Source organism: Burkholderia sp. BCC1972 (assembly GCF_905339605.1).
In the GTDB taxonomy this organism is placed as follows: domain Bacteria; phylum Pseudomonadota; class Gammaproteobacteria; order Burkholderiales; family Burkholderiaceae; genus Burkholderia.
On sequence record NZ_CAJPGH010000028.1, the window covers coordinates 35641 to 53917 of the forward strand.

Below are 18277 nucleotides of genomic sequence, written 5' to 3' on the forward strand. Positions count from 1 at the left end.
CCAAAAAAACAACGCCGGAAGCGCTGCTACGCTCCCGGCGTCGTACGGCCCTCGTGCCAGAGGCTGGCGGTCGGTCAGGCGACCGCGTGCACGCGCTCCATCGTGCCGCCTTCGTACAGCTTGCCGAAGCGGTTCGACAGGAACGCCTTCAGCGACACCTTTTCCTGCGGGATGAAACCGCTCTGCGGCAGCTTCTTCTCGCGGAACAGATCCAGCACCGCGCACATCGCGCCGGCCGTCGTGATCTGGATCGCGCTCATGTGCATCCCGCACACGTCCTTCGCGAAGATCTTGCGCGTGAACACGTCCTGCACGAGCTGGCCGTCCTTCACGCCCGTCACCGTGACGAACACGAGCACGACGTCCTGCTTCGTCGACGGCACCGCGCGGCGCATGATCGACTTCAGCGTGTCGCGATCGGTCGACAGGCGCAGGTCTTCCAGCAGGAACTGGACGAGCTCGCGGTGGCCCGGATAGCGCACCGACTTGTAGTCGAGCGTCTCGACCTTGCCCGACAGCGTCTCGCACAGCGTGCCGAGGCCGCCGGACGTGTTGAACGCTTCGTATTCGGTGCCGTCCAGCGAGAAGTGCTCGAGGCCTTCGAGCGGCTGCACCCACTGCTTGCGGCCGTCGCGGATCGCTTCGCACGGCTGGCAGTATTCGTTGATCAGGCCGTCGACGCTCCACGTCAGGTTGTACTTCAGCGCGTTGGTCGGATACTCGGGCAGCGCGCCGACGCGCATCTTCACGTCGCGCACTTCGCTGAAGCCGTTCACGAGTTCGTGAGCGGCGATGCCGATGAAGCCCGGCGCGAGGCCGCACTGCGGCATGAACGCGCGGTCTGAGCCGTCGGCCAGTTCGCGGATCGCGTGGGTCGCGCGCACGTCTTCGGTCAGGTCGAAGTAATGGACGCCGGCAGCCTTCGCGGCGGCGGCGACATTGACCGCGAGGTAGTACGGCAGCGCGTTGACGAGCGCATCGAAGCCCTTCACCGCTTCGCGAATCGCATTCGCGTCGGCCGAATCGACCCGTTGCGTCGCGATGCCTTCGCGCGACAGCTTCGCAAGCGCATCCGCGTCGCGGTCGAACGCAACGACTTCGTAGTCGCCCGTTTCACGCAGCATGTGAGCAATGGTGTGGCCGATCAGACCTGCGCCGACGATGGCGATTTTCATGCGCTTATCTCCTGATGATGGGTTGGTGTTGTGAACGGCGTTGAGCCATGAACACAGTTTAGGGACGCTCAAAATCAGTTCCAAGACGAAGAATGATGCGAAACGACCGATAATTTCGACGTTATGACGACACATTTCGCCGAAACGTCGAAACGAGGGTTTTTCACCCGCTGCGGTCTGCTATGGCTGGCCTAAGTTTCGCGATTCAGACTGCATGCCGGTCACCCGATTTCCATGGAGGCATCGCATGCAATCCCTGCCCGTCAACCGCGCGTCGCACTGGCTGAACAAGGTGCCCGACGTCGCCCTGTCGTTCTGGATCGTCAAGATCATGTCGACCACGGTCGGCGAAACCGGCGCGGACTTTCTCGCGGTCAACGCGGGACTCGGCCAGACCGTCACGCGCGTCGCGATGGCGTCGCTGCTCGCGATCGCGCTGTGGCTGCAGTTGCGCACGCGTCGCTACGTGCCGTGGATCTACTGGCTCACGGTGGTGCTCGTCAGCATCGTCGGCACGCAGATCACCGACCTGCTCACCGACGGCCTGAACGTCAGCCTCTACGCGAGCACCGCCGCGTTTGCCGTCGCGCTCGCTGCGATCTTCTTCGTCTGGCATCGCGTCGAAGGCACGCTGTCGATCGACACGATCGTCACGCCGCGGCGCGAGCTGTTCTACTGGGCCGCGATCCTCTGCACGTTCGCGCTCGGCACCGCCGCCGGCGATCTCGCGACCGAGGCGCTCGGGCTCGGCTTCACCGTCGGTGCGCTTGCCTTCGGCGCGTTGATCGCGGCCGTGTTCGCCATGTGGCGGTTCGGCGCGAACGCGGTGCTGGCGTTCTGGATCGCGTACATCCTGACACGTCCGTTCGGCGCGTCGCTCGGCGATCTGCTCACGCAGGCCCGCGCGTACGGCGGGCTCGGTTTCGGCGCCGCGTGGACGAGCCTGCTGTTCCTGACCGTGATCGTGCTGCTCGTCGCCGTCGCGCAATTCGGCAGCGGCGCGCAGACGCGTGCCGGCGCCGCCGATTGACACCCTCTATTTCCCTTCATCGCATCGAGGACATCCCATGACCATCCCGAATTCCGTTTCCCGTCTCGTCATGACCGCAGCCGCGATGGCCGTGCTCGGCACCGCCGCCGGCTGCTCGAAGCAGGATGCGAGCGCATCGACCGCGGTACCCGTCGCGTCGTCCGCAGCACCGCGCGCCTCGAAGCTCGGCGACCTGTCGCAATTCCGCACGATCGCCGCCGACGTGAACACGCTCGTCGCCAAGGGCGACCTGCCCGGCGCGAAAACCCGCATCAAGGATCTGGAGATCGCGTGGGATTCGGCCGAGGCCGGCCTCAAGCCGCGCGCTGCCGCCGACTGGCACATGGTCGACCAGGAGATCGACCGCGCCCTCTCCGCGTTGCGCGCCGACCATCCGACCCAGGCCGATTCGGCCGCCGCGATGAAGAGCCTGCTCGCGGCCTTCGACCGGTTCGGCGGCAAGTAAGCGCGGATCGGCGATGCGCCGGGCGCGCCGCACGTGACGGGCGCGCGGGAATCGCATACGCTGGCGGCGATCGCGCAGCACGGAGAACACGCATGCGAATACTGCTCGTCGAGGACGACCCGATGATCGGCGAGGCGGTCCATGCCGCGCTGAAGGACGCGTCGTACGCCACCGATTGGGTCGACGACGGCGGGCGCGCGCTGGCCGCGTTCGCCGCGCAGCCCTACGACCTGGTCCTGCTCGACCTCGGCCTGCCCGGCCGCGACGGGCTCGACGTGCTGGCCGGCATCCGCGCGAAGGACGCCGGCACGCCGCTGCTGATCGTCACCGCGCGCGACGGGCTCGACGATCGCCTGCGCGGCCTCGACGGCGGCGCCGACGACTACATCGTCAAGCCGTTCGACATGGCCGAGCTGCTCGCCCGGATTCGCGTCGCGATCCGGCGCCGCGCCGGTTCGGCCGCGCCGCTGCTCGGCAACGGAATCGTGTCGCTCGACCCCGCCACGCGCGAGGCGACCGTCGACGGACAGCCGCCGGTCGCACTGTCGAACCGCGAGTTCTCGCTGCTGCGTGCGCTGCTGGTCCGCCCCGGCGCGATCCTGTCGCGGCGCGAGCTCGAGGATCGGCTGTACGGCTGGGGCGAGGAAGTCGAAAGCAACGCGGTCGAATTCCTGATCCATTCGCTGCGCCGCAAGCTCGGCAGCACCGTGATCAAGAACGTCAGGGGGGCCGGATGGATGGTTTCAAGAAGCGCCTGAACGAGTCGATCGGGTTCCGCCTGTCGGTCGCGCTGTCGGCCGCGATCCTTGTCGTCGCCACCATTGCGGCCGCGTTCGCGTTTTCATCGGCGTTCGATGAAGCGCACGAATTGCAGGACGACGTGCTGCGCGAGGTCGCGACGCTGCTCGACCGCCAGCGTGCGCCTGCGCCGCATGCGGCGGGCGCCGGGCCCGCACGCGAAAGCGACGAGCTGTCGCGCGTGATCGTGCAGCCGCTCGGCGCCGATCCGCAAGCACGGCAACCGCGCACCGACGGCTCGCCTCAGCTCGCGCTGCCGCCGACGCTCGCCGACGGGCTGCATACGGTCGATGCCGGTGGCAGCGCCTATCGCGTGATGGTCCGTACGTTCGCGAACGGCGAGCGCATCGCGGTCGCCCAGGCAGCCGGCATGCGCGACGACGTCGCGCGCGAGAGCGCGTGGCGTACCGCGTTGCCGCTGCTGATCCTCGTCCCGATCCTGCTGCTGCTCGTCGCCGATCTCGTGCGCAAGCTGTTCCGTCCGGTCGCCGCGCTGTCGGCCGGGATCGACGCGCGCGACGAACACGACCTGCGCCCGGTGCCAGCCGAGCACGTGCCGGTCGAGGTGCGGCCGTTCGTCGTCGCGATCAACCGGATGCTCGCGCGCGTCGCGCAATCGGTCGATGCGCAGCGCCGCTTCGTCGCCGACGCCGCCCACGAACTGCGCTCGCCGCTCACCGCGATGTCCCTGCAGGCCGAGCGGCTGGCCGACATCGACCTGCCGGACGACGCGCGCACACGGCTCGCCGCGCTGCGCGGCGGGCTCGACCGCAGCCGCCACCTGATCGGGCAGCTCCTCGCGCTCGCGCGGGCGCAAAGCGCGCCGGCCGCGCCGCCCGGCGCCGTCTCCGTGCATGCGATCTATCGCCGCGTGCTGGAAGACCTGATGCCGCTCGCCGAGGAGAAGGCGCTCGACATCGGCATCGACGACGGCCCGGACGCCCGCGTGAGCGTCGACGAGCTCGAACTCGCATCGCTGGTCATGAACCTGGTCGACAATGCGATCCGCTACACGCCGGCCGGCGGTCGCGTGGACCTGTCGACGTCATGCACCGATACGCATGCGTGCGTGACGATCGTCGACAGCGGGCCGGGCATCGCGCTGCAGGAGCGCGAGCGCGTGTTCGATCCGTTCTACCGCGTGCCCGGCAACGCGCAGATCGGCTCCGGGCTCGGCCTGTCGATCGTGAAGATCCTCGCGGACCGGATGGGCGCCGACATCACGCTCGCGCATGCGGACGAGCGGGCCGCGCACGGATTGCGCGTATCGGTGCGGATTCCGCTCGCGCGGCCGTCACGCGCAGCGCAGCCGCGCGACCGGACCGACGGCTGATCGAGCCGCTGCGTGCGATACAAATGCGACCGAAGCGTCAGCCGCCGATCGTCCCGCGATCGATCTTGCGCGACAGGATGATCGACGTCGTCGTGCGCTCGACGCCTTCGAGCGTGCCGATCTGGTCGAGCAGGTCGTTGAGCCGTTCGGGCGAATCGGCGCGCAGCCACGCGACGTAGTCGTACTCGCCGCTCACCGCGCACAGCAACTGCACTTCGGGCATCCGGTCGAGCTTGCGCAACACGTCCTTGCCGAACTTCGGCGTGAGGATGATGCCGACGTACGCGTAAATGCTCGCGTCGAGCACGTCCTGCCCGAGCCGGACGCTGTAGCCGGCGATCACGTTGGTGCGTTCGAGCCGCGCGATGCGTGCGACGACCGTCGTGCGCGCGACGTCGAGCTGGCGCGCGAGATCCGCGACACTGGCGCGCGCATCGGCTTGCAGCAGCGCGACGAGTTGCCGGTCGAGATCGTCGAGTTGGTCGAGGCGAGGTGGACGCATGAGACTGGGCCGGTGCGCAACGCGCCGGCTGAGTGGAAGGTGACGCGATGATAGCGCCGAACGCCGGTGCGCCCAACCGCCATCGCCCGGGTTCTAACCTTTCGATTTCGATTCGTATCGGATGTAAGCAAGTGTCGCATTCACTGCTGCGCCGCACGCGGCGTGCTACTAATAGCGTGCGACGCGAGATGCGCGCTTGCGGCAGCAGCCGCCGCGCCCGCTCGCACGACATCACCCCGGAGAGCCAACCATGAAGAAAATCTCGCTCACCCTCGCTACGCTCGCCGTTGCAGCCAGTGCGTTCGCGCAAACCCCGGCCCAGCCGCAAGCGCCCGCCCCGGCTCCGGCCACGACGGCCGCTGCGTCGGCCCCGAGCGCCGAGCAGCGCGCGGCACGCCATGAAGCGCGCATCGAGCAGCGCATCAAGTACCTGCACGATCAGTTGAAGATCACGTCGGCGCAGGAACCGCAATGGAAGACGTTCGCCGATACGATGCGCGACAACGGCGAAACGATGGGCCGCCTCTACAGCGAACGGATGGCCAAGCACGACGTCTCCGCGATCGACGACATGAAGCAGTATGCGGAACTGTCGCAGGCGAACGCCGACGGCGCGAAGAAGCTTGCCGAAGCCTTCGCCCCGCTCTACCAGAGCTTCCCGGCCGAACAGAAGGCGCTGGCCGACACGACCTTCCGCGGCTGGCTGCACCACGGCGGCGAGCACGGCGGCAAGGGCAAGACGAAGGGCAAGGAAGGCAAGGCGGCGGCCGCGCCGGCCGCCAGCGCACCCGCGCAGCCCTGACGCCCGCCGCGCCGGCGCCGTGCCGTGCCCGCCCGGGCCGGACGGCGCCGCGCCCCTGCCGGCGACCGGCGCGCCACACGGCGCGCCGAATTCGGGATAAGCTCCCGGCTTTTCCAGCTTTCCCGCTCCTTCCCGCCATGCTCGAACTCAAGCAACTCGATCTGCGTACCGACCCGCAGGCCCGTCGCGTCGTCAAGGACGAAACCGTCGCCGTGGATTTCGCGGATGTCGATGGCGAACTGATGAGCCTCGAAGGCCCGAACCGCTATGTGGCGGGCGACGCATTGATCACCGGCTCGACCGGCGACCGCTGGGTCGTGTCGCGCGCCCGCTTCGACGCCAAATACCTGCCCGCCGATCCGGCACTCGCGCACGGCACGCCGGGCGCCTACCGGAACCGGCCGGCCATCGTGCTCGCACGCCGGATGGACGAGCCGTTCACGATCGCCCGCTCGGAAAACGGCGACACGCTGCGCGGCGTCGCCGGCGACTGGGTCATGCAGTACGCGCCCGGCGACTATGGCGTCGTGCAGGCGCAGCGCTTCGCGCAGGTGTACCGCGACGCATGATTCGCCGCGCCGGTGCGATGCCGGCGCCGTCGCTCACGCGAAGTCTTCGTCGAGTTCAAGTTCCGCGTCGCGCTCGACGGCCTCGCCGGCCGCGTGCCGCTCCTCGAGCGACCCGAGCATCGCTTCCGTATACGCATGCAGCACCGCATGGCTGCGCGCGCGCTGCATCGGCTTGAGCGCCAGGTAGCGCGCGAGTGCCGCCGGCACGATGCGGATCGCGAGCGTCATCCGCTTCGGCGTCGCGCCGAAACGCATCGCGAGCCAGTGCACGGACAGGAAGCGCCCGCGCGCATCGCTGCTTTCGGCAAAGCGCGTCTGTTCCGGAAAGAGATCGCAGATCACGCGCGCGAGCGCGTCGAATTCCGCGCTCTGGCATTCGATCAGATAGTCGTCCATTCCGCTCTCCCGTCAGGCCGCCGCGCGCGACGGCCGGCACGTCTTCACCAGCACGACCACCAGGGCCGCGGCCAGCACGAAATACACGGCCTCGACCCACGCGGCCGGTAGCGCGCGCACCTGGTACAACAGCGCCGGCACGGCCGCGAGCGCATGCAGCACGATCGCGAGCGGCAACACGCCCGCGCGGCCGGCACGCACGCCGCGCCACACCAGCACCGACAGCGCCACCTGCACCGCGAACGCCGAGCAGCGCTCGAGCAGCAACAGCAGGATCGACTGTGCCGACAGCGTCGCGAGCATCATGTGCAGCCGCACCACGGTGTCGACCGGCAGGTCGGCCAGCTGCGTCTCGAGCTGGCCGCGGCCCGCGAGCCATGCGAGATACGACCACTGGCCCCACACGAGCACGCCGACGAACCATGCTTCGGCACCGGCGTGACCGATCCCGTAGCCGATCCCGCGACCGTCGCCGGCCGATTCGCCGTAGCGGCGGTTCAGGAAACGCATCCCGAGATAGCGGCCGACTTCCTCGAAGACGGCCGTCGCGAGCGCACCGTACGCGACGAACGCGAGCGGCTGCGTCAGCCAGCCGTCCTCAGGCGTGTGGCTCAGCACGAGCCCGTGGAACGCACGCTCGACGATCATCGCGAACAGCGTGAAGACGGCGACACCGACGATCGTGTCGCGGCGGTTGAGTGCAAGCGGCTTGCGCAGGATGCGGAAGAGGACGAGCGGCAGTAGCGCGATGATCAGCGTGGCGGCGATCAGCAGCGCCAGCGTGACGGGAGCGACAGTCATGTATTTCCTTGATCGGGGCAGCGCACCTGGCGCGCTGCGTGCCCCGAATGATACTCAGCTTGCGGTCGACGCGCGCGCACACAGCGCGCCGGGCAGCATCGCGACGCGCACGTCGCCCGCCGCGCCGTCGATCCGCTCGTGCACGAATTCGACGGCCTTGTAGCCGATTTCGTAGGTCGGCTGACGGATCGTCGTGATGCCGATCAGCTCGGCCCATTCCGGATCGTCGATCGACAGCAGCGCCGCCTTCTGCTGCCACGCGGCGCCGAAACGCGCACGCAGGTGGCGTGCGATCGCGAGCGCAACCGGCGCGTTCGCGGCGAACAGCGCCGCGCGCACGCCGCGCCGGGCCGCGGCGTCGATGCGGGTGTCGATGTCGGCAAGCGCCGCGGCAGCCGCGTCGGGCGCGTTCAGGTCGAGCACGACCGTCGGCGGCACCGGCAGCCCGCGCGCGTCCAGCGCCGCGCGGAACGCGGCCTCGCGCGCGCGCCGCGAGCTGACGCGCTCGAACGGCTGCACGACGAAATGGATCGCGTCGAAGCCGTGTTCGACCAGGTGCGCGAGCGCCATCTCGATCGCGTCGGCGTTGTCGAGGCCGATCAGGTCGGCCTCGAAGCCCTCGACCGTGCGGTCGACGAGCACGGCCGGAATGCCCGCGCCGCGCAGCGGGCGCAGCACGTCTTCGTCGGCACCGAGCGCGTTGACGATCAGCCCTTCGACGCGGTAGGTCGTGAGCAGCTGCAGGAAGCGCCGCTCCATCTCGACCTCGTTCGCTGCGTGACAGATGAGCGGCATGTAGCCGAGCGCATGGCACGCGGCCTCGACGCCCTGCAGCACTTCGACGGTGTAAGGATTGGTCAGGTCGGCCGCGAGCATGCCGAGCAGCCGGTTGCGGCCGCGCTTGAGCCCGCGCGCCATCTGGTTCGGCCGGTAGTTGAGCCGCGCGATCGCCGACTCGATCCGCTGGCGCAGATCGACGGACAGCACATGCGTCTCGCCGTTCAGGTAGCGCGACACGCTGGTCTTGCCCGTGCCGGCCTCGCGCGCGACGTCGCTGATCGTCGCCGGACGCGTCGTGGAAGGTTGCGAATCGGTCACTGTCGTGCCTCGCGACGTGCGATCCGCGCCGCTTCGTGAGCAGACGGACCTTTGTTGTTGGAAACGTAAGCCACCCGGCGGACTCCCCTGTCTGAGCGCTTCTGCGCCTGCACTGATCCCGTGCTTCGCGGTCGATCAGCGCCCGCGAGTCGCGTGCGTCGGCAGTCGGCCGCCCGGACCTGGCGCGGATACCCGCCGCGCGACGCCACCGGCCATGCAGCCGGGTTGTCGACGCGACGAGAGCGGGCGATCATAACGCAGCCAGCCCTCCCGCACCAAGATCATCGACTCTAACCGCGCCGCCGCCGCGCCGGGCGGTCGCCGGATGCGGCTCACGCGTGCGCGAGCGCGTCCGGATTGACGAGATTCGTGCGCAGCGTGCCGGCCAGCGCGCCGACCAGGTTTTCCGCCGCGCAGCGCGCCATCCCGTGGCGCGTCTCGTGCGTCGCCGAGCCGATATGCGGCAGCGCGACGACATTCTTCATCTGCAGCAGCGGCGAATTCGCCGGCAGCGGCTCCTGCTCGAACACGTCGAGCCCCGCGCCGCGGATCGTGCCCGCGCGCAGCGCATCGACCAGCGCGGCTTCGTCGACGACGGGCCCGCGCGACGCGTTGATCAGGATCGCGCCGCGCTTCATCTTCGCGAATTCGGGCGCACCGACCAGATGGCGCGTTTCCGGCGACAGCGGCACCTGCAGGCACACGAAATCCGACTGTGCGAGCAATTCGTCGAACGTCACGCGCCGCGCGCCGTACTGCGTCTCGGCTTGCGCGTGCGCGGAGCGGTTCGCGTACAGCACCTGCATCCGGAAGCCGAGCGCCGCGCGGCGCGCGACCGCGCCGCCGATCCGCCCGAGCCCGACGATGCCGAGCGTCTTGCCCTGCACGTCGGTGCCGTACAGGTCGGGGCCGATGCTGCGATGCCAGTTCCCGGCCTTGACCCACTCGGCCAGCTCGACCACGCGCCGCGCGGACGCCAGGATCAGCGAAAACACCGTATCGGCGGTCGACTCGGTCAGCACGTCCGGCGTATGCGCGAGCACGATGCCGCGGCGCGTCAGGTCGGCGACGTCGAAGTTGTCGTAGCCGACCGAGATCGTCGACCACGCCTTCAGCCGCGGTGCGCCGTCGAGCATCCGCGGCGTGACCTTCAGGCTCGCGCCGATCGCGCCGTCCGCGTCGCCGAGTGCGGCGGCAAGCGCGTCGGCGCCGTCGGCCTGCACGACGTCCGCATGCTCGCGCAGGTACGCGAGAACGTCATCGGGCAGCGGCTTGTACGCGACGATACGGGGCTTCATGTTTCATTTTCCTTGCAGCGGCGCGGCGAGCGGATGCGCATCGCGCGCCTGGGGTTTGACGGACAGCGTGAGGATCACCGCGGCGACGAGCGCGGCGCTCATGAACGCATACGACGCGACGGGCGACCCGGTCGCACCGTTCAGGTAGCCGACGAAGTACGAGCCGACGAACGAGCCGAGCGCGCCCATGCTGTTGATCAGCGCCATCGCGCCGCCGGCGACGTTCTTCGGCAGCAGCTCCGGCACGATCGCGAAGAACGGGCCGTACGGCGCATACATCGCGGCGCCCGCGACAACCAGCAGCGCATACGAGATCCAGAAATGCGACGAGCCGAGCGCGTACGACGCGGCGAATGCGGCTGCGCCGATCAGCAGGAACGGCCACACGAAGCCGCGGCGCGAGCCGACCTTGTCGGACGCCCACGATGCGGCGAGCATCGCGATCGTCGCCGCGAGATACGGCAGCGCGGACAGCCAGCCGGTCGCGACCATCCCGAGGTCGGACCCGTTCTTGACGATCGACGGCAGCCACAGCACGAAGCCGTACACGCCGATGCTCCAGCAGAAATACTGCGCGCACAGCTTGATCACGGCCGGCGAGCGGAATGCCTCGCCGTAGTTGCGCACGGGCTTGATCGCTGCCTGCTCGGCCACGAGCGCGGCGTCGAGGTCGCGCTTTTCCTGCGCGGTCAGCCACGGCGAATCGGCCGGCTTGTCCTGCACGAGGAACCACCAGCACACGGCCCAGATGATGGCCGGCACGCCTTCGGCGATGAACATGTGGCGCCAGCCGAATTCATGCACGAGATAACCCGACACGATCGACATCCACAGCACGGTGACCGGGTTGCCGAGGATCAGGAACGTGTTCGCGCGCGAGCGCTCGTTCTTGGTGAACCAGTTGCTGATGTAGATCAGCATCGCCGGCATCACGGCCGCCTCGACCACGCCGAGCACGAAGCGGATCGCCATCAGCGACGGGATGTTGCTGACCACGCCCGTGAGCGCCGCGCAGCCGCCCCACAGGATCAGACTGACGAACACGAGCTTCTTCACGCTGCGGCGTTCCGCATAGATCGCGCCGGGGATCTGGAAGAAGAAGTAGCCGAGGAAGAACAGCGCGCCGATCAGCGACGACAGGCCCTTGCCGATGCCGAGATCCTGGTTGATGCCGGCCGCTGCCGCGAACCCGTAGTTCGCGCGGTCGAGGTAAGCGAGGCTGTACGTGATGAACACGATCGGCATGATCGTCCACCAGCGACGGGCTGCGAGATTGGTTGCCATGAGAGTGTCTCCGTATGTCGACCGGACTTGGCGCTTCAGCGCCCGTCCGGCCTCCAGCAAAACTACGTGTGCGTCGTGCACGAAATGGATCCGCGGATTGTGCCGTGTCCGGCCTCTCATTGCGCGGTGACGATTTCCTCTAAGCGATCGGCGCGATTGCTGACATTTTCGAGCCGGTCGAGGGCTTCGCGCGTCGGCAACCCTTCCGAATCGCCGATCACCTGGATCGCGAGCGCGCCGATCCGGTTGCCGCGCGCGACCGCCTGCTCGACGCTCCGGCCTTCCAGCAACGCGCTGACCACGCCGACCGCGAAACCGTCGCCGGCGCCGACCGTGTCGACCACCCGTTCGACACGCTCACCCGCGACCGTGCCCTCGCGGCCGTCGGCCGTGCGGAAATATGCGCCTTGCTCGCCGAGCTTGATCACGACGCCGCGCGCGCCCCGCGCGAGATAGAAGCCCGCGATGTCGGCCGGCGTGTCGTGCCCGGTGAGCTGGCGCCCTTCGGCGAGGCCCGGCAGCACCCAGTCGGCGAGCGTCGCGAGCGCGTTCAGCGTCTTCGCCATCACGTCGGCGGACGGCCACAGCGTCGGGCGCAGGTTCGGATCGAACGAGATCGTCTTGCCGGCCGCGCGCATCTCGCGCGCGAGCCGGAACGCCAGTTCGCACGAGGTCGCGGAGATCGCCGGCGCGACGCCCGTCAGGTGCAGGTGGCGCGCGCCGAGCACGTAGTCGGCCACGTAGTCGTCGCACGACAGGTAGCTCGCGGCCGAACCCTTGCGGAAATATTCGACGGTCGGGTCGCTGCCGTCGTCGTTGCGCGACTTCAGCTGGAAACCGGTCGGGTAACGCGGATCGACGGTCACGCACGACGCGTCGATGCCTTCGCGCGCCAGCGTGTCGAGCACGTAGCCGCCGAACGAATCGCGGCCCACGCGGCTCATCCAGCCGACCCGGAAACCGAGCCGCGACAGGCCGATCGCGACGTTCAGGTCGGCGCCCGCGATCCGCTTCGTGAATTGCCCCGCGTGCGCGAGATGGCCGGGCTCGGTCGCGACGAACATCGCCATCGCCTCGCCGTAGGTCACGACATCGAGTGCTGCTTTCATGAATGAACTCCTCGGGATCCTTTTGCGGTCAAGCGGTCGCGAGCCATGCGACACGGCGGCAGGCATCGCCCGCCAGATCGGCAGCGTCGAACGGGAACTCGATGCCGCGCGGCACATGCGGCGGCAGCGCCGCAAGCACGCCGGTCACGAGCGCGTCGTTCGGCGCCGGCGCGACCGCGAAGCGGCGCGCGCCCTCACCCTCGACGGCCTTGCAATGAATGTATTCCACGTGCGGCGCAAGCACTTGCGCGCAGTCGAGCGGCGCTTCGCCCGGCCACTGCCAGTTGCCGATGTCGAACGTCATCCCGAGCGCATCGCGCTGGCCGGCCGCGGCCAGCGCGTCGAACAGCCCGCGAAACTGCGCGAACGCGCCGCCGACCTGGAGCTGGCCGTTCTCGACCACCACACGCGCGTTCGCGCCGCGCGACAGCGCGACGATCTCGGCCGCGTGCGCGTCGCCGGCAAAACCGCCGAGCTGGAATTTCACGAAGCGCGCGCCGAGCGCGTCGGCTTCCGCGAGCGCGTCGCGCAATGCGTCGGCATCCAGCGCACCCGTTTCCGTATACAGCGTGGCCGGCGTCGAATAGACCGACCACAGCCCGTGGCCGGCGATCTGCGCGCCGAGCGCGGCCAGCGCGCCGGGGGCCGTGTCGTCGTCCGACGCGAACAGTTCGCGCCGCACCTCGAATCCGGTCGCACCGGATGCCGCCACGGTCGAGATGAATGCGCTGTGGCCCTCCTGGCGCACGCGGTCCATCCCGAATGCGCTCGCCACGATCACGATGTCTGCCATGTTGCCCTTTTTTACCGGAATGGAACCGGTTCCATTTGCTTGAGACGGATGGTGCGCCTCGCGTCAGGCCCACGCCATAGAGGAAATCCCTAAGATAGTGCACCGCGCCAGCACGCGCCCGACGGCGTGCAACGCACGTTCCCGGCGCGGCTGCGGCCGCTCAGGCGAGGTCTTGCGCGAGACTCATGTCGAGGAACTGCGCGGCGACCCGCGACGGCGCACCGCCGTGCGGCACGAGAATGGAGAAATGACGCGTGAGCGGCGCCGGCGCGAGCGAGCGCAGCACGAGCGCCGCATCCTGGTGGCGCAACGACATCGCGGACACGAACCCGACGCCCATCCCGGCGCGCACGGCCTCCTTGACGGCCTCGACGCCGGCGATCTCGAACGCGACGCGCATCGGCGCGCCGCCGTGCGCGAACGCGCGTTCGACGAGCTGCCGCACGGCGGAGCCCGCCTCGCGCAGCACGAGCGGATGCGCGGCGAGCGCGTCGAGCGTCACGCCCGCGTCGTAGCCGGGCGCGGCCAGCGGATGGCCGGCCGGCACGATCGCGACGATCTCGTCCTCGTGCCAGGCATGGACGGCCGTGCCCGGCGGCAACGCCTCGCCGGGCGGCCCCTCGATCAGCGCGATGTCGAGCGACGGCAGCGCGGCCACCACGTCGGCCGTATTGCCGCTCATCGTCTGGATCGTCACGCACGGCGCGAGCGGCTGGAACGCCGCGATCAGGTATGGCAGCAGGTAGCTCGCGGGCGTCGTGCTCGCGCCGATGCGCAGCGTGCCGGCTTCCAGCCCGCGCACCGCGTCGCGAAACGCACGCGCCTGCGCGAACGTATCGCGCTGCGCCTTCGCGTACTGCGCGAGCTGCTCGCCGACCGGCGTCAGGCGGATGCCGCGGCCGTCGCGCTGGTACAGCGGCTCGCCGAATTCGTCCTGCAGCAGCCGCAGCTGGCCCGACACGGCCGGCTGCGACAGATGCAATGCCACGGCGGCGCGGCTGATGTTCAGGTGTTCGGCGACGGCGGCGAACGTTATCAGTTGATCCGGGGTCATGGGGATGAATTATCGGCTTTCCGGATAGTTTACGTCACAAATCACAATTTTTCATATCGATATAACGAAATTAGGATTACAGCATCGCAACACGCTCCATCACGGTGCTCCCATGTCCACTGCCCCGACTCCCCATCTCAGCCATGCCGCGCCGTCGATGCGCGGCCAGTTGAACGGCGTGCTGTTCGTCGCTCTGTTCGCCGCCGCCGTCACGAGCCTGTCCGAGCTTCCCGCGGTCGCGGCGCTCGGCCTGTCGCCGCTGATCGTCGGCATCGTCGCAGGCGCCTTGTACGGCAACGCGCTGCGCGACGGCATGCCGGCCAGCTGGGCGGCCGGCGTCAATTTCTCCGCGCGCAAGCTGCTGCGCATCGCGGTCGCGTTCTTCGGGTTGCGCGTGAGCCTGCAGGAAATCGCGCAGGTCGGCCTGCCGGGCCTCACGGTGTCGGTGCTGGTCGTCGTCAGCACGCTCGTGATCGGCACCTGGGCCGGCATGAAGCTGATGAAGCTCGACCGCGACGCGGCGCTGCTGACCGCCGCCGGCAGCGCGATCTGCGGCGCGGCCGCCGTGCTCGCGTTCGAATCGACGCTGCAGTCGAAACCGCACCAGAGCGCGATGGCCGTGGGCAGCGTCGTGCTGTTCGGCACGCTGTCGATGTTCCTGTACCCGCTCGCGTATCACGCCGGGCTGCTGAACCTCGATCCTGCCGGCCTCGGCCTGTTCTTCGGCGGCACGATCCATGAAGTCGCGCAGGTGGTCGGCGCGGCGAGCGACATCAGCCCCGAGGTCGCACACATCGCGACGATCGTGAAGATGACGCGCGTGATGCTGCTGGTTCCCGTGCTGCTGGTGCTCGGCTGGTGGCTCGCCCGCTCGGCCCGCGCAACGGCCGGCGGCGCGCAGGGCAAGCGCAAGGTGGCCGTGCCCTGGTTCGCGCTCGGCTTCCTCGGCTTCGTGATCGTCAATTCGCTGAACGTGCTGCCGACCGCCGTCACGCATACGCTGAACGTGCTCGACACCTTCGCGCTGACGATGGCCATGACGGCACTCGGCATCGAGACGCGCGTCGCGCAGATCCGCGCCGCCGGCCCGCGGGCGCTGATGACCGGCCTGATCCTGTATGTGTGGCTGATCGCCGGCGGCTACGCGATCACCTGGGCCGTGCAGCACTGGCTTGGCTGAGCCGCACGTCCGTGACGGTTCGCACGCCGCGCCCGACGGGGAAGTCCCGCGGGCGCGGCGCAGTGCTATGCTTCGCGTCGTTTTCCATCGCCCTCTTTCAGCCGTGCTCTCGTTCCTGCTGAAGCTGCGCACTCGCGCCCAAAAGCTGTTCCGCCTGTCGGACGCCCATACGATGCTGATCTGGTCGGCGATCGTCGGCGTCGGCGGCGCCTTTGCCACGATGGCGTTCCGCGAAGGCATCGACCTGATGCAGCGCCTGGTCTCCGGGCAAAGCGGCAGCTTCGTGCAGATGGCCAAGAGCCTGCCGTGGTACGTACGGTTCTGGATGCCGGCGGCCGGCGGCTTCCTCGCCGGCTGCGTGCTGCTGCTCGCGACGCGCGGCGACAGGCAGGCCGCCAAGACCGACTACATGGAATCGGTCGCACTCGGCAACGGCGTCGTGCCGGTCCGGCAGAGCCTGTGGCGCAGCGTGTCGTCGCTGCTGACGATCGGCAGCGGCGGCTCGATCGGCCGCGAAGGCCCGATGGTGCAGCTCGCGGCGCTGGCCGCGTCGCTGGTCGGCCGCTTCGCGCACTTCGACCCGCCGCGCCTGCGCCTGCTGGTCGCCTGCGGGGCCGCTGCCGGCATCACGTCCGCGTACAACGCGCCGATCGCCGGCGCGTTCTTCGTGTCGGAAATCGTGCTCGGCACGATCGCGATGGAAAGCTTCGGGCCGATGGTCGTCGCGTCGGTCGTCGCGAACATCGTGATGCGCGAATTCGCCGGTTACCGGCCGCCGTACGAAATGCCGGTGTTTCCGGCCGTCACGGGCCCCGAGGTCCTGCTGTTCGTCGTGCTCGGCGCGCTGTGCGGCGTGCTCGCGCCGCAGTTCCTGCACCTGCTCGACGCATCGAAGAACCAGTTCAAGCGGCTGCCGGTGCCGCTGCCCGTGCGGCTCGCGCTCGGCGGCCTCGTCGTCGGCGTGATCTCGGTATGGATTCCGGACGTCTGGGGCAACGGCTACAGCGTCGTGAACCACATCCTCCATTCGCCGTGGACCTGGCAGGCGCTCGTCGCGGTGCTCGTGTTCAAGGTGATGGCGACCGCCGCGACGGCCGGCTCGGGTGCGATCGGCGGCGTGTTCACGCCGACGCTGTTCGTCGGCGCGGTGTTCGGCTCACTGTTCGGGCTCGCGATGGAAGCGCTGTGGCCCGGCCATACGTCGGCCTATTTCGCTTACGCGATCGTGGGGATGGGGGCGTTCATGGCCGGCGCCACGCAGGCGCCGCTGATGGCGATCCTGATGATCTTCGAGATGACGCTGAGCTACCAGGTCGTGCTGCCGCTGCTGGTGTCGTGCGTGTTCGCGTATTTCGTCGCGCGCGCGACGGGCACGACGTCGATGTACGAGATCACGCAGCACCACTACCAGGACGCGCAGGAGCGGCAGCGGCTGCGCACCACGCAGATGCGCGAGCTGATCCAGCCCGCGCAGACGGTCGTCCCGCTCACGGCGAGCGTCGCCGACATGACGCGCGTGTTTCTCGAATACCCGGTGAAGTACCTGTACGTGACGGACGACGCCGGGCGCTTCCGCGGCGCGGTCGCGCTGAAGGACATCACGTCGGACCTGCTCGACAAGCGCGACACGACCGACAAGACGGCCGCGCACTACGCACATACGCCGTTTCCGCTCCTCACGCCCGACATGCCGCTCGCGACCGCGCTCGAACGCTTCATGGCGTTCCAGGGCGAACGGCTGCCGGTGATCGAAAGCGAAGCCGAGCCGACGCTCGCGGGCGTCGTCTACAAGACCTCGCTGCTCGACGCGTACCGGCGGATGACCGGCGAGCGCTGACACGCGCCGCCGATCCGCCCGCGCCGGTCAGTCCGGCGCGCGCCCCAGCACGACCCGCGCGAAGAATCCCGCGAGCACCGATTCGGCCACGTCGACCGATACGTGCTGCGGATCGGCCGTGTAATACGACTGCACGCCGTCGCACAGGCACATCAGCCCGAACGCGAGCGTATCGGCCGGCAGCAGCAGCGGCGTACCCGAGCGCTCGGCGAAGCGCTCGATGAATTCCGCCATCTGTACGCGCTTGCCGTGCAGGAACTGATTGAAGCGCACGCGGAACTTCGCGTCGCGCGCCGCCTGCAGCTTCGCCTCGCCCCATAGCAGCGAGTATTCGTCGTCGCGAAACAGCGTCCGGTAATACGCGAGCGCCATCGATTCCATCTGCTCGCGCGTGCCCCCCTCTTCGAAAATCGCCTGGAAGTCGGACCGCACCTCCTCGTGGTTGCGCTCCAGCAACTCCAGCAGCAGGTCGGACTTGCTGCGGAAATTCGAATAGAACGCACCGCGCGTATAGCCGGCCGCCGCCGCGATGTCTTCGACACTCGCGGCCACATAGCCTTTCTTCAGAAAAATGCGATGCGCGGCCGTCAACAGACGTTCACGCGTCTGGTCCCGGCTCTGCTCGCGAGTTAAGCGCTGTGGTTTCATGGCGCGCAGTCTAGCACCATTCCCCTTTCATATTCATCTTTGCATTCAGATACAGGTGTGTATTAGAATTCGCCACAGTTTCTGAATGTGCCGTCCGCACGCCC

Annotated in this window: 19 protein-coding genes; 8 read left to right on the top strand and 11 right to left on the bottom strand. The window is 68.7% G+C overall.

The window, feature by feature from the left end; genetic code table 11:
• Nucleotides 1–74 precede the first annotated feature (74 nt).
• Nucleotides 75–1175 (bottom strand): saccharopine dehydrogenase family protein, encoded by a 1101-nt coding sequence (locus U5798_RS30240; RefSeq protein ID WP_034181371.1) that lies wholly within the window; start codon nt 1173–1175, stop codon nt 75–77.
• A gap of 247 nt (nt 1176–1422) precedes the next feature.
• On the opposite strand from U5798_RS30240, the gene U5798_RS30245 reads away from it, so the two are divergent.
• The 4 genes from U5798_RS30245 (at nt 1423) to U5798_RS30260 (ending at nt 4802) form a co-directional block, all read left to right on the top strand.
• Nucleotides 1423–2205, top strand: coding sequence for a hypothetical protein (locus U5798_RS30245; RefSeq protein WP_322084113.1), 783 nt, complete (start codon nt 1423–1425; stop codon nt 2203–2205).
• A gap of 37 nt (nt 2206–2242) precedes the next feature.
• Nucleotides 2243–2671: a hypothetical protein gene (locus U5798_RS30250; RefSeq protein ID WP_322084114.1), complete on the top strand. Its 429-nt coding sequence runs from the start codon at nt 2243–2245 to the stop codon at nt 2669–2671.
• A 92-nt stretch (nt 2672–2763) separates the two neighbouring features.
• Nucleotides 2764–3429 (top strand): response regulator transcription factor, encoded by a 666-nt coding sequence (locus tag U5798_RS30255; RefSeq protein WP_124451907.1) that lies wholly within the window; start codon nt 2764–2766, stop codon nt 3427–3429.
• The gene (locus U5798_RS30260; protein ID WP_322084115.1) at nt 3405–4802 is read left to right on the top strand and encodes a HAMP domain-containing sensor histidine kinase; all 1398 of its coding nucleotides are present in this window, start codon (nt 3405–3407) and stop codon (nt 4800–4802) included. Before U5798_RS30255 ends, U5798_RS30260 begins: the two co-directional genes overlap by 25 nt.
• 37 nt (nt 4803–4839) lie before the next feature.
• On the opposite strand, the gene U5798_RS30265 is transcribed toward U5798_RS30260, so the two are convergent.
• Nucleotides 4840–5304, bottom strand: coding sequence for an Lrp/AsnC family transcriptional regulator (locus U5798_RS30265; RefSeq protein ID WP_006481526.1), 465 nt, complete (start codon nt 5302–5304; stop codon nt 4840–4842).
• A 250-nt stretch (nt 5305–5554) separates the two neighbouring features.
• On the opposite strand from U5798_RS30265, the gene U5798_RS30270 reads away from it, so the two are divergent.
• The gene (locus tag U5798_RS30270; RefSeq protein WP_124451912.1) at nt 5555–6106 is read left to right on the top strand and encodes a Spy/CpxP family protein refolding chaperone; all 552 of its coding nucleotides are present in this window, start codon (nt 5555–5557) and stop codon (nt 6104–6106) included.
• 137 nt (nt 6107–6243) lie between these two features.
• The gene (locus U5798_RS30275; protein ID WP_322084116.1) at nt 6244–6675 is read left to right on the top strand and encodes a PGDYG domain-containing protein; all 432 of its coding nucleotides are present in this window, start codon (nt 6244–6246) and stop codon (nt 6673–6675) included.
• 33 nt (nt 6676–6708) lie between these two features.
• On the opposite strand, the gene U5798_RS30280 is transcribed toward U5798_RS30275, so the two are convergent.
• From U5798_RS30280 to U5798_RS30315, 8 genes are all read right to left on the bottom strand, one after another.
• Nucleotides 6709–7071 (bottom strand): DUF3022 domain-containing protein, encoded by a 363-nt coding sequence (locus U5798_RS30280; protein WP_124451916.1) that lies wholly within the window; start codon nt 7069–7071, stop codon nt 6709–6711.
• Between the two features lie 12 nt (nt 7072–7083).
• Nucleotides 7084–7872 (bottom strand): YhfC family intramembrane metalloprotease, encoded by a 789-nt coding sequence (locus U5798_RS30285; protein WP_322084117.1) that lies wholly within the window; start codon nt 7870–7872, stop codon nt 7084–7086.
• Nucleotides 7873–7926: 54 nt separating this feature from the next.
• On the bottom strand, nt 7927–8970 hold the full coding sequence (locus tag U5798_RS30290; RefSeq protein ID WP_124451920.1) for a LacI family DNA-binding transcriptional regulator: 1044 nt from the start codon (nt 8968–8970) through the stop codon (nt 7927–7929).
• A gap of 332 nt (nt 8971–9302) precedes the next feature.
• Nucleotides 9303–10268 (bottom strand): D-glycerate dehydrogenase, encoded by a 966-nt coding sequence (locus tag U5798_RS30295; RefSeq protein ID WP_322084118.1) that lies wholly within the window; start codon nt 10266–10268, stop codon nt 9303–9305.
• Nucleotides 10269–10271: 3 nt separating this feature from the next.
• A complete protein-coding gene (locus U5798_RS30300) occupies nt 10272–11552 on the bottom strand; it encodes an MFS transporter (protein ID WP_124451924.1) in 1281 nt (426 codons plus the stop codon).
• Nucleotides 11553–11668: 116 nt separating this feature from the next.
• Complete coding sequence (locus tag U5798_RS30305) at nt 11669–12661, bottom strand: sugar kinase (RefSeq protein WP_124451926.1); 993 nt, start codon at nt 12659–12661, stop codon at nt 11669–11671.
• 28 nt (nt 12662–12689) lie between these two features.
• A complete protein-coding gene (locus tag U5798_RS30310) occupies nt 12690–13454 on the bottom strand; it encodes a sugar phosphate isomerase/epimerase family protein (RefSeq protein WP_124451928.1) in 765 nt (254 codons plus the stop codon).
• 160 nt (nt 13455–13614) lie between these two features.
• A complete protein-coding gene (locus tag U5798_RS30315) occupies nt 13615–14508 on the bottom strand; it encodes a LysR family transcriptional regulator (protein ID WP_322084119.1) in 894 nt (297 codons plus the stop codon).
• Nucleotides 14509–14620: 112 nt separating this feature from the next.
• Here U5798_RS30315 and U5798_RS30320 point away from each other — a divergent pair, with 112 nt between their 5' ends.
• Nucleotides 14621–15688 (top strand): YeiH family protein, encoded by a 1068-nt coding sequence (locus U5798_RS30320; RefSeq protein WP_322084120.1) that lies wholly within the window; start codon nt 14621–14623, stop codon nt 15686–15688.
• Nucleotides 15689–15791: 103 nt separating this feature from the next.
• Entirely contained in the window at nt 15792–17525 is a 1734-nt protein-coding gene (locus U5798_RS30325) for a ClcB-like voltage-gated chloride channel protein (protein ID WP_322084159.1), read from the top strand.
• Between the two features lie 27 nt (nt 17526–17552).
• Here the strand turns inward: U5798_RS30325 and U5798_RS30330 are convergent, their stop codons facing one another.
• Complete coding sequence (locus U5798_RS30330; protein ID WP_124451937.1) at nt 17553–18173, bottom strand: TetR/AcrR family transcriptional regulator; 621 nt, start codon at nt 18171–18173, stop codon at nt 17553–17555.
• Between the last annotated feature and the right edge of the window lie 104 nt (nt 18174–18277).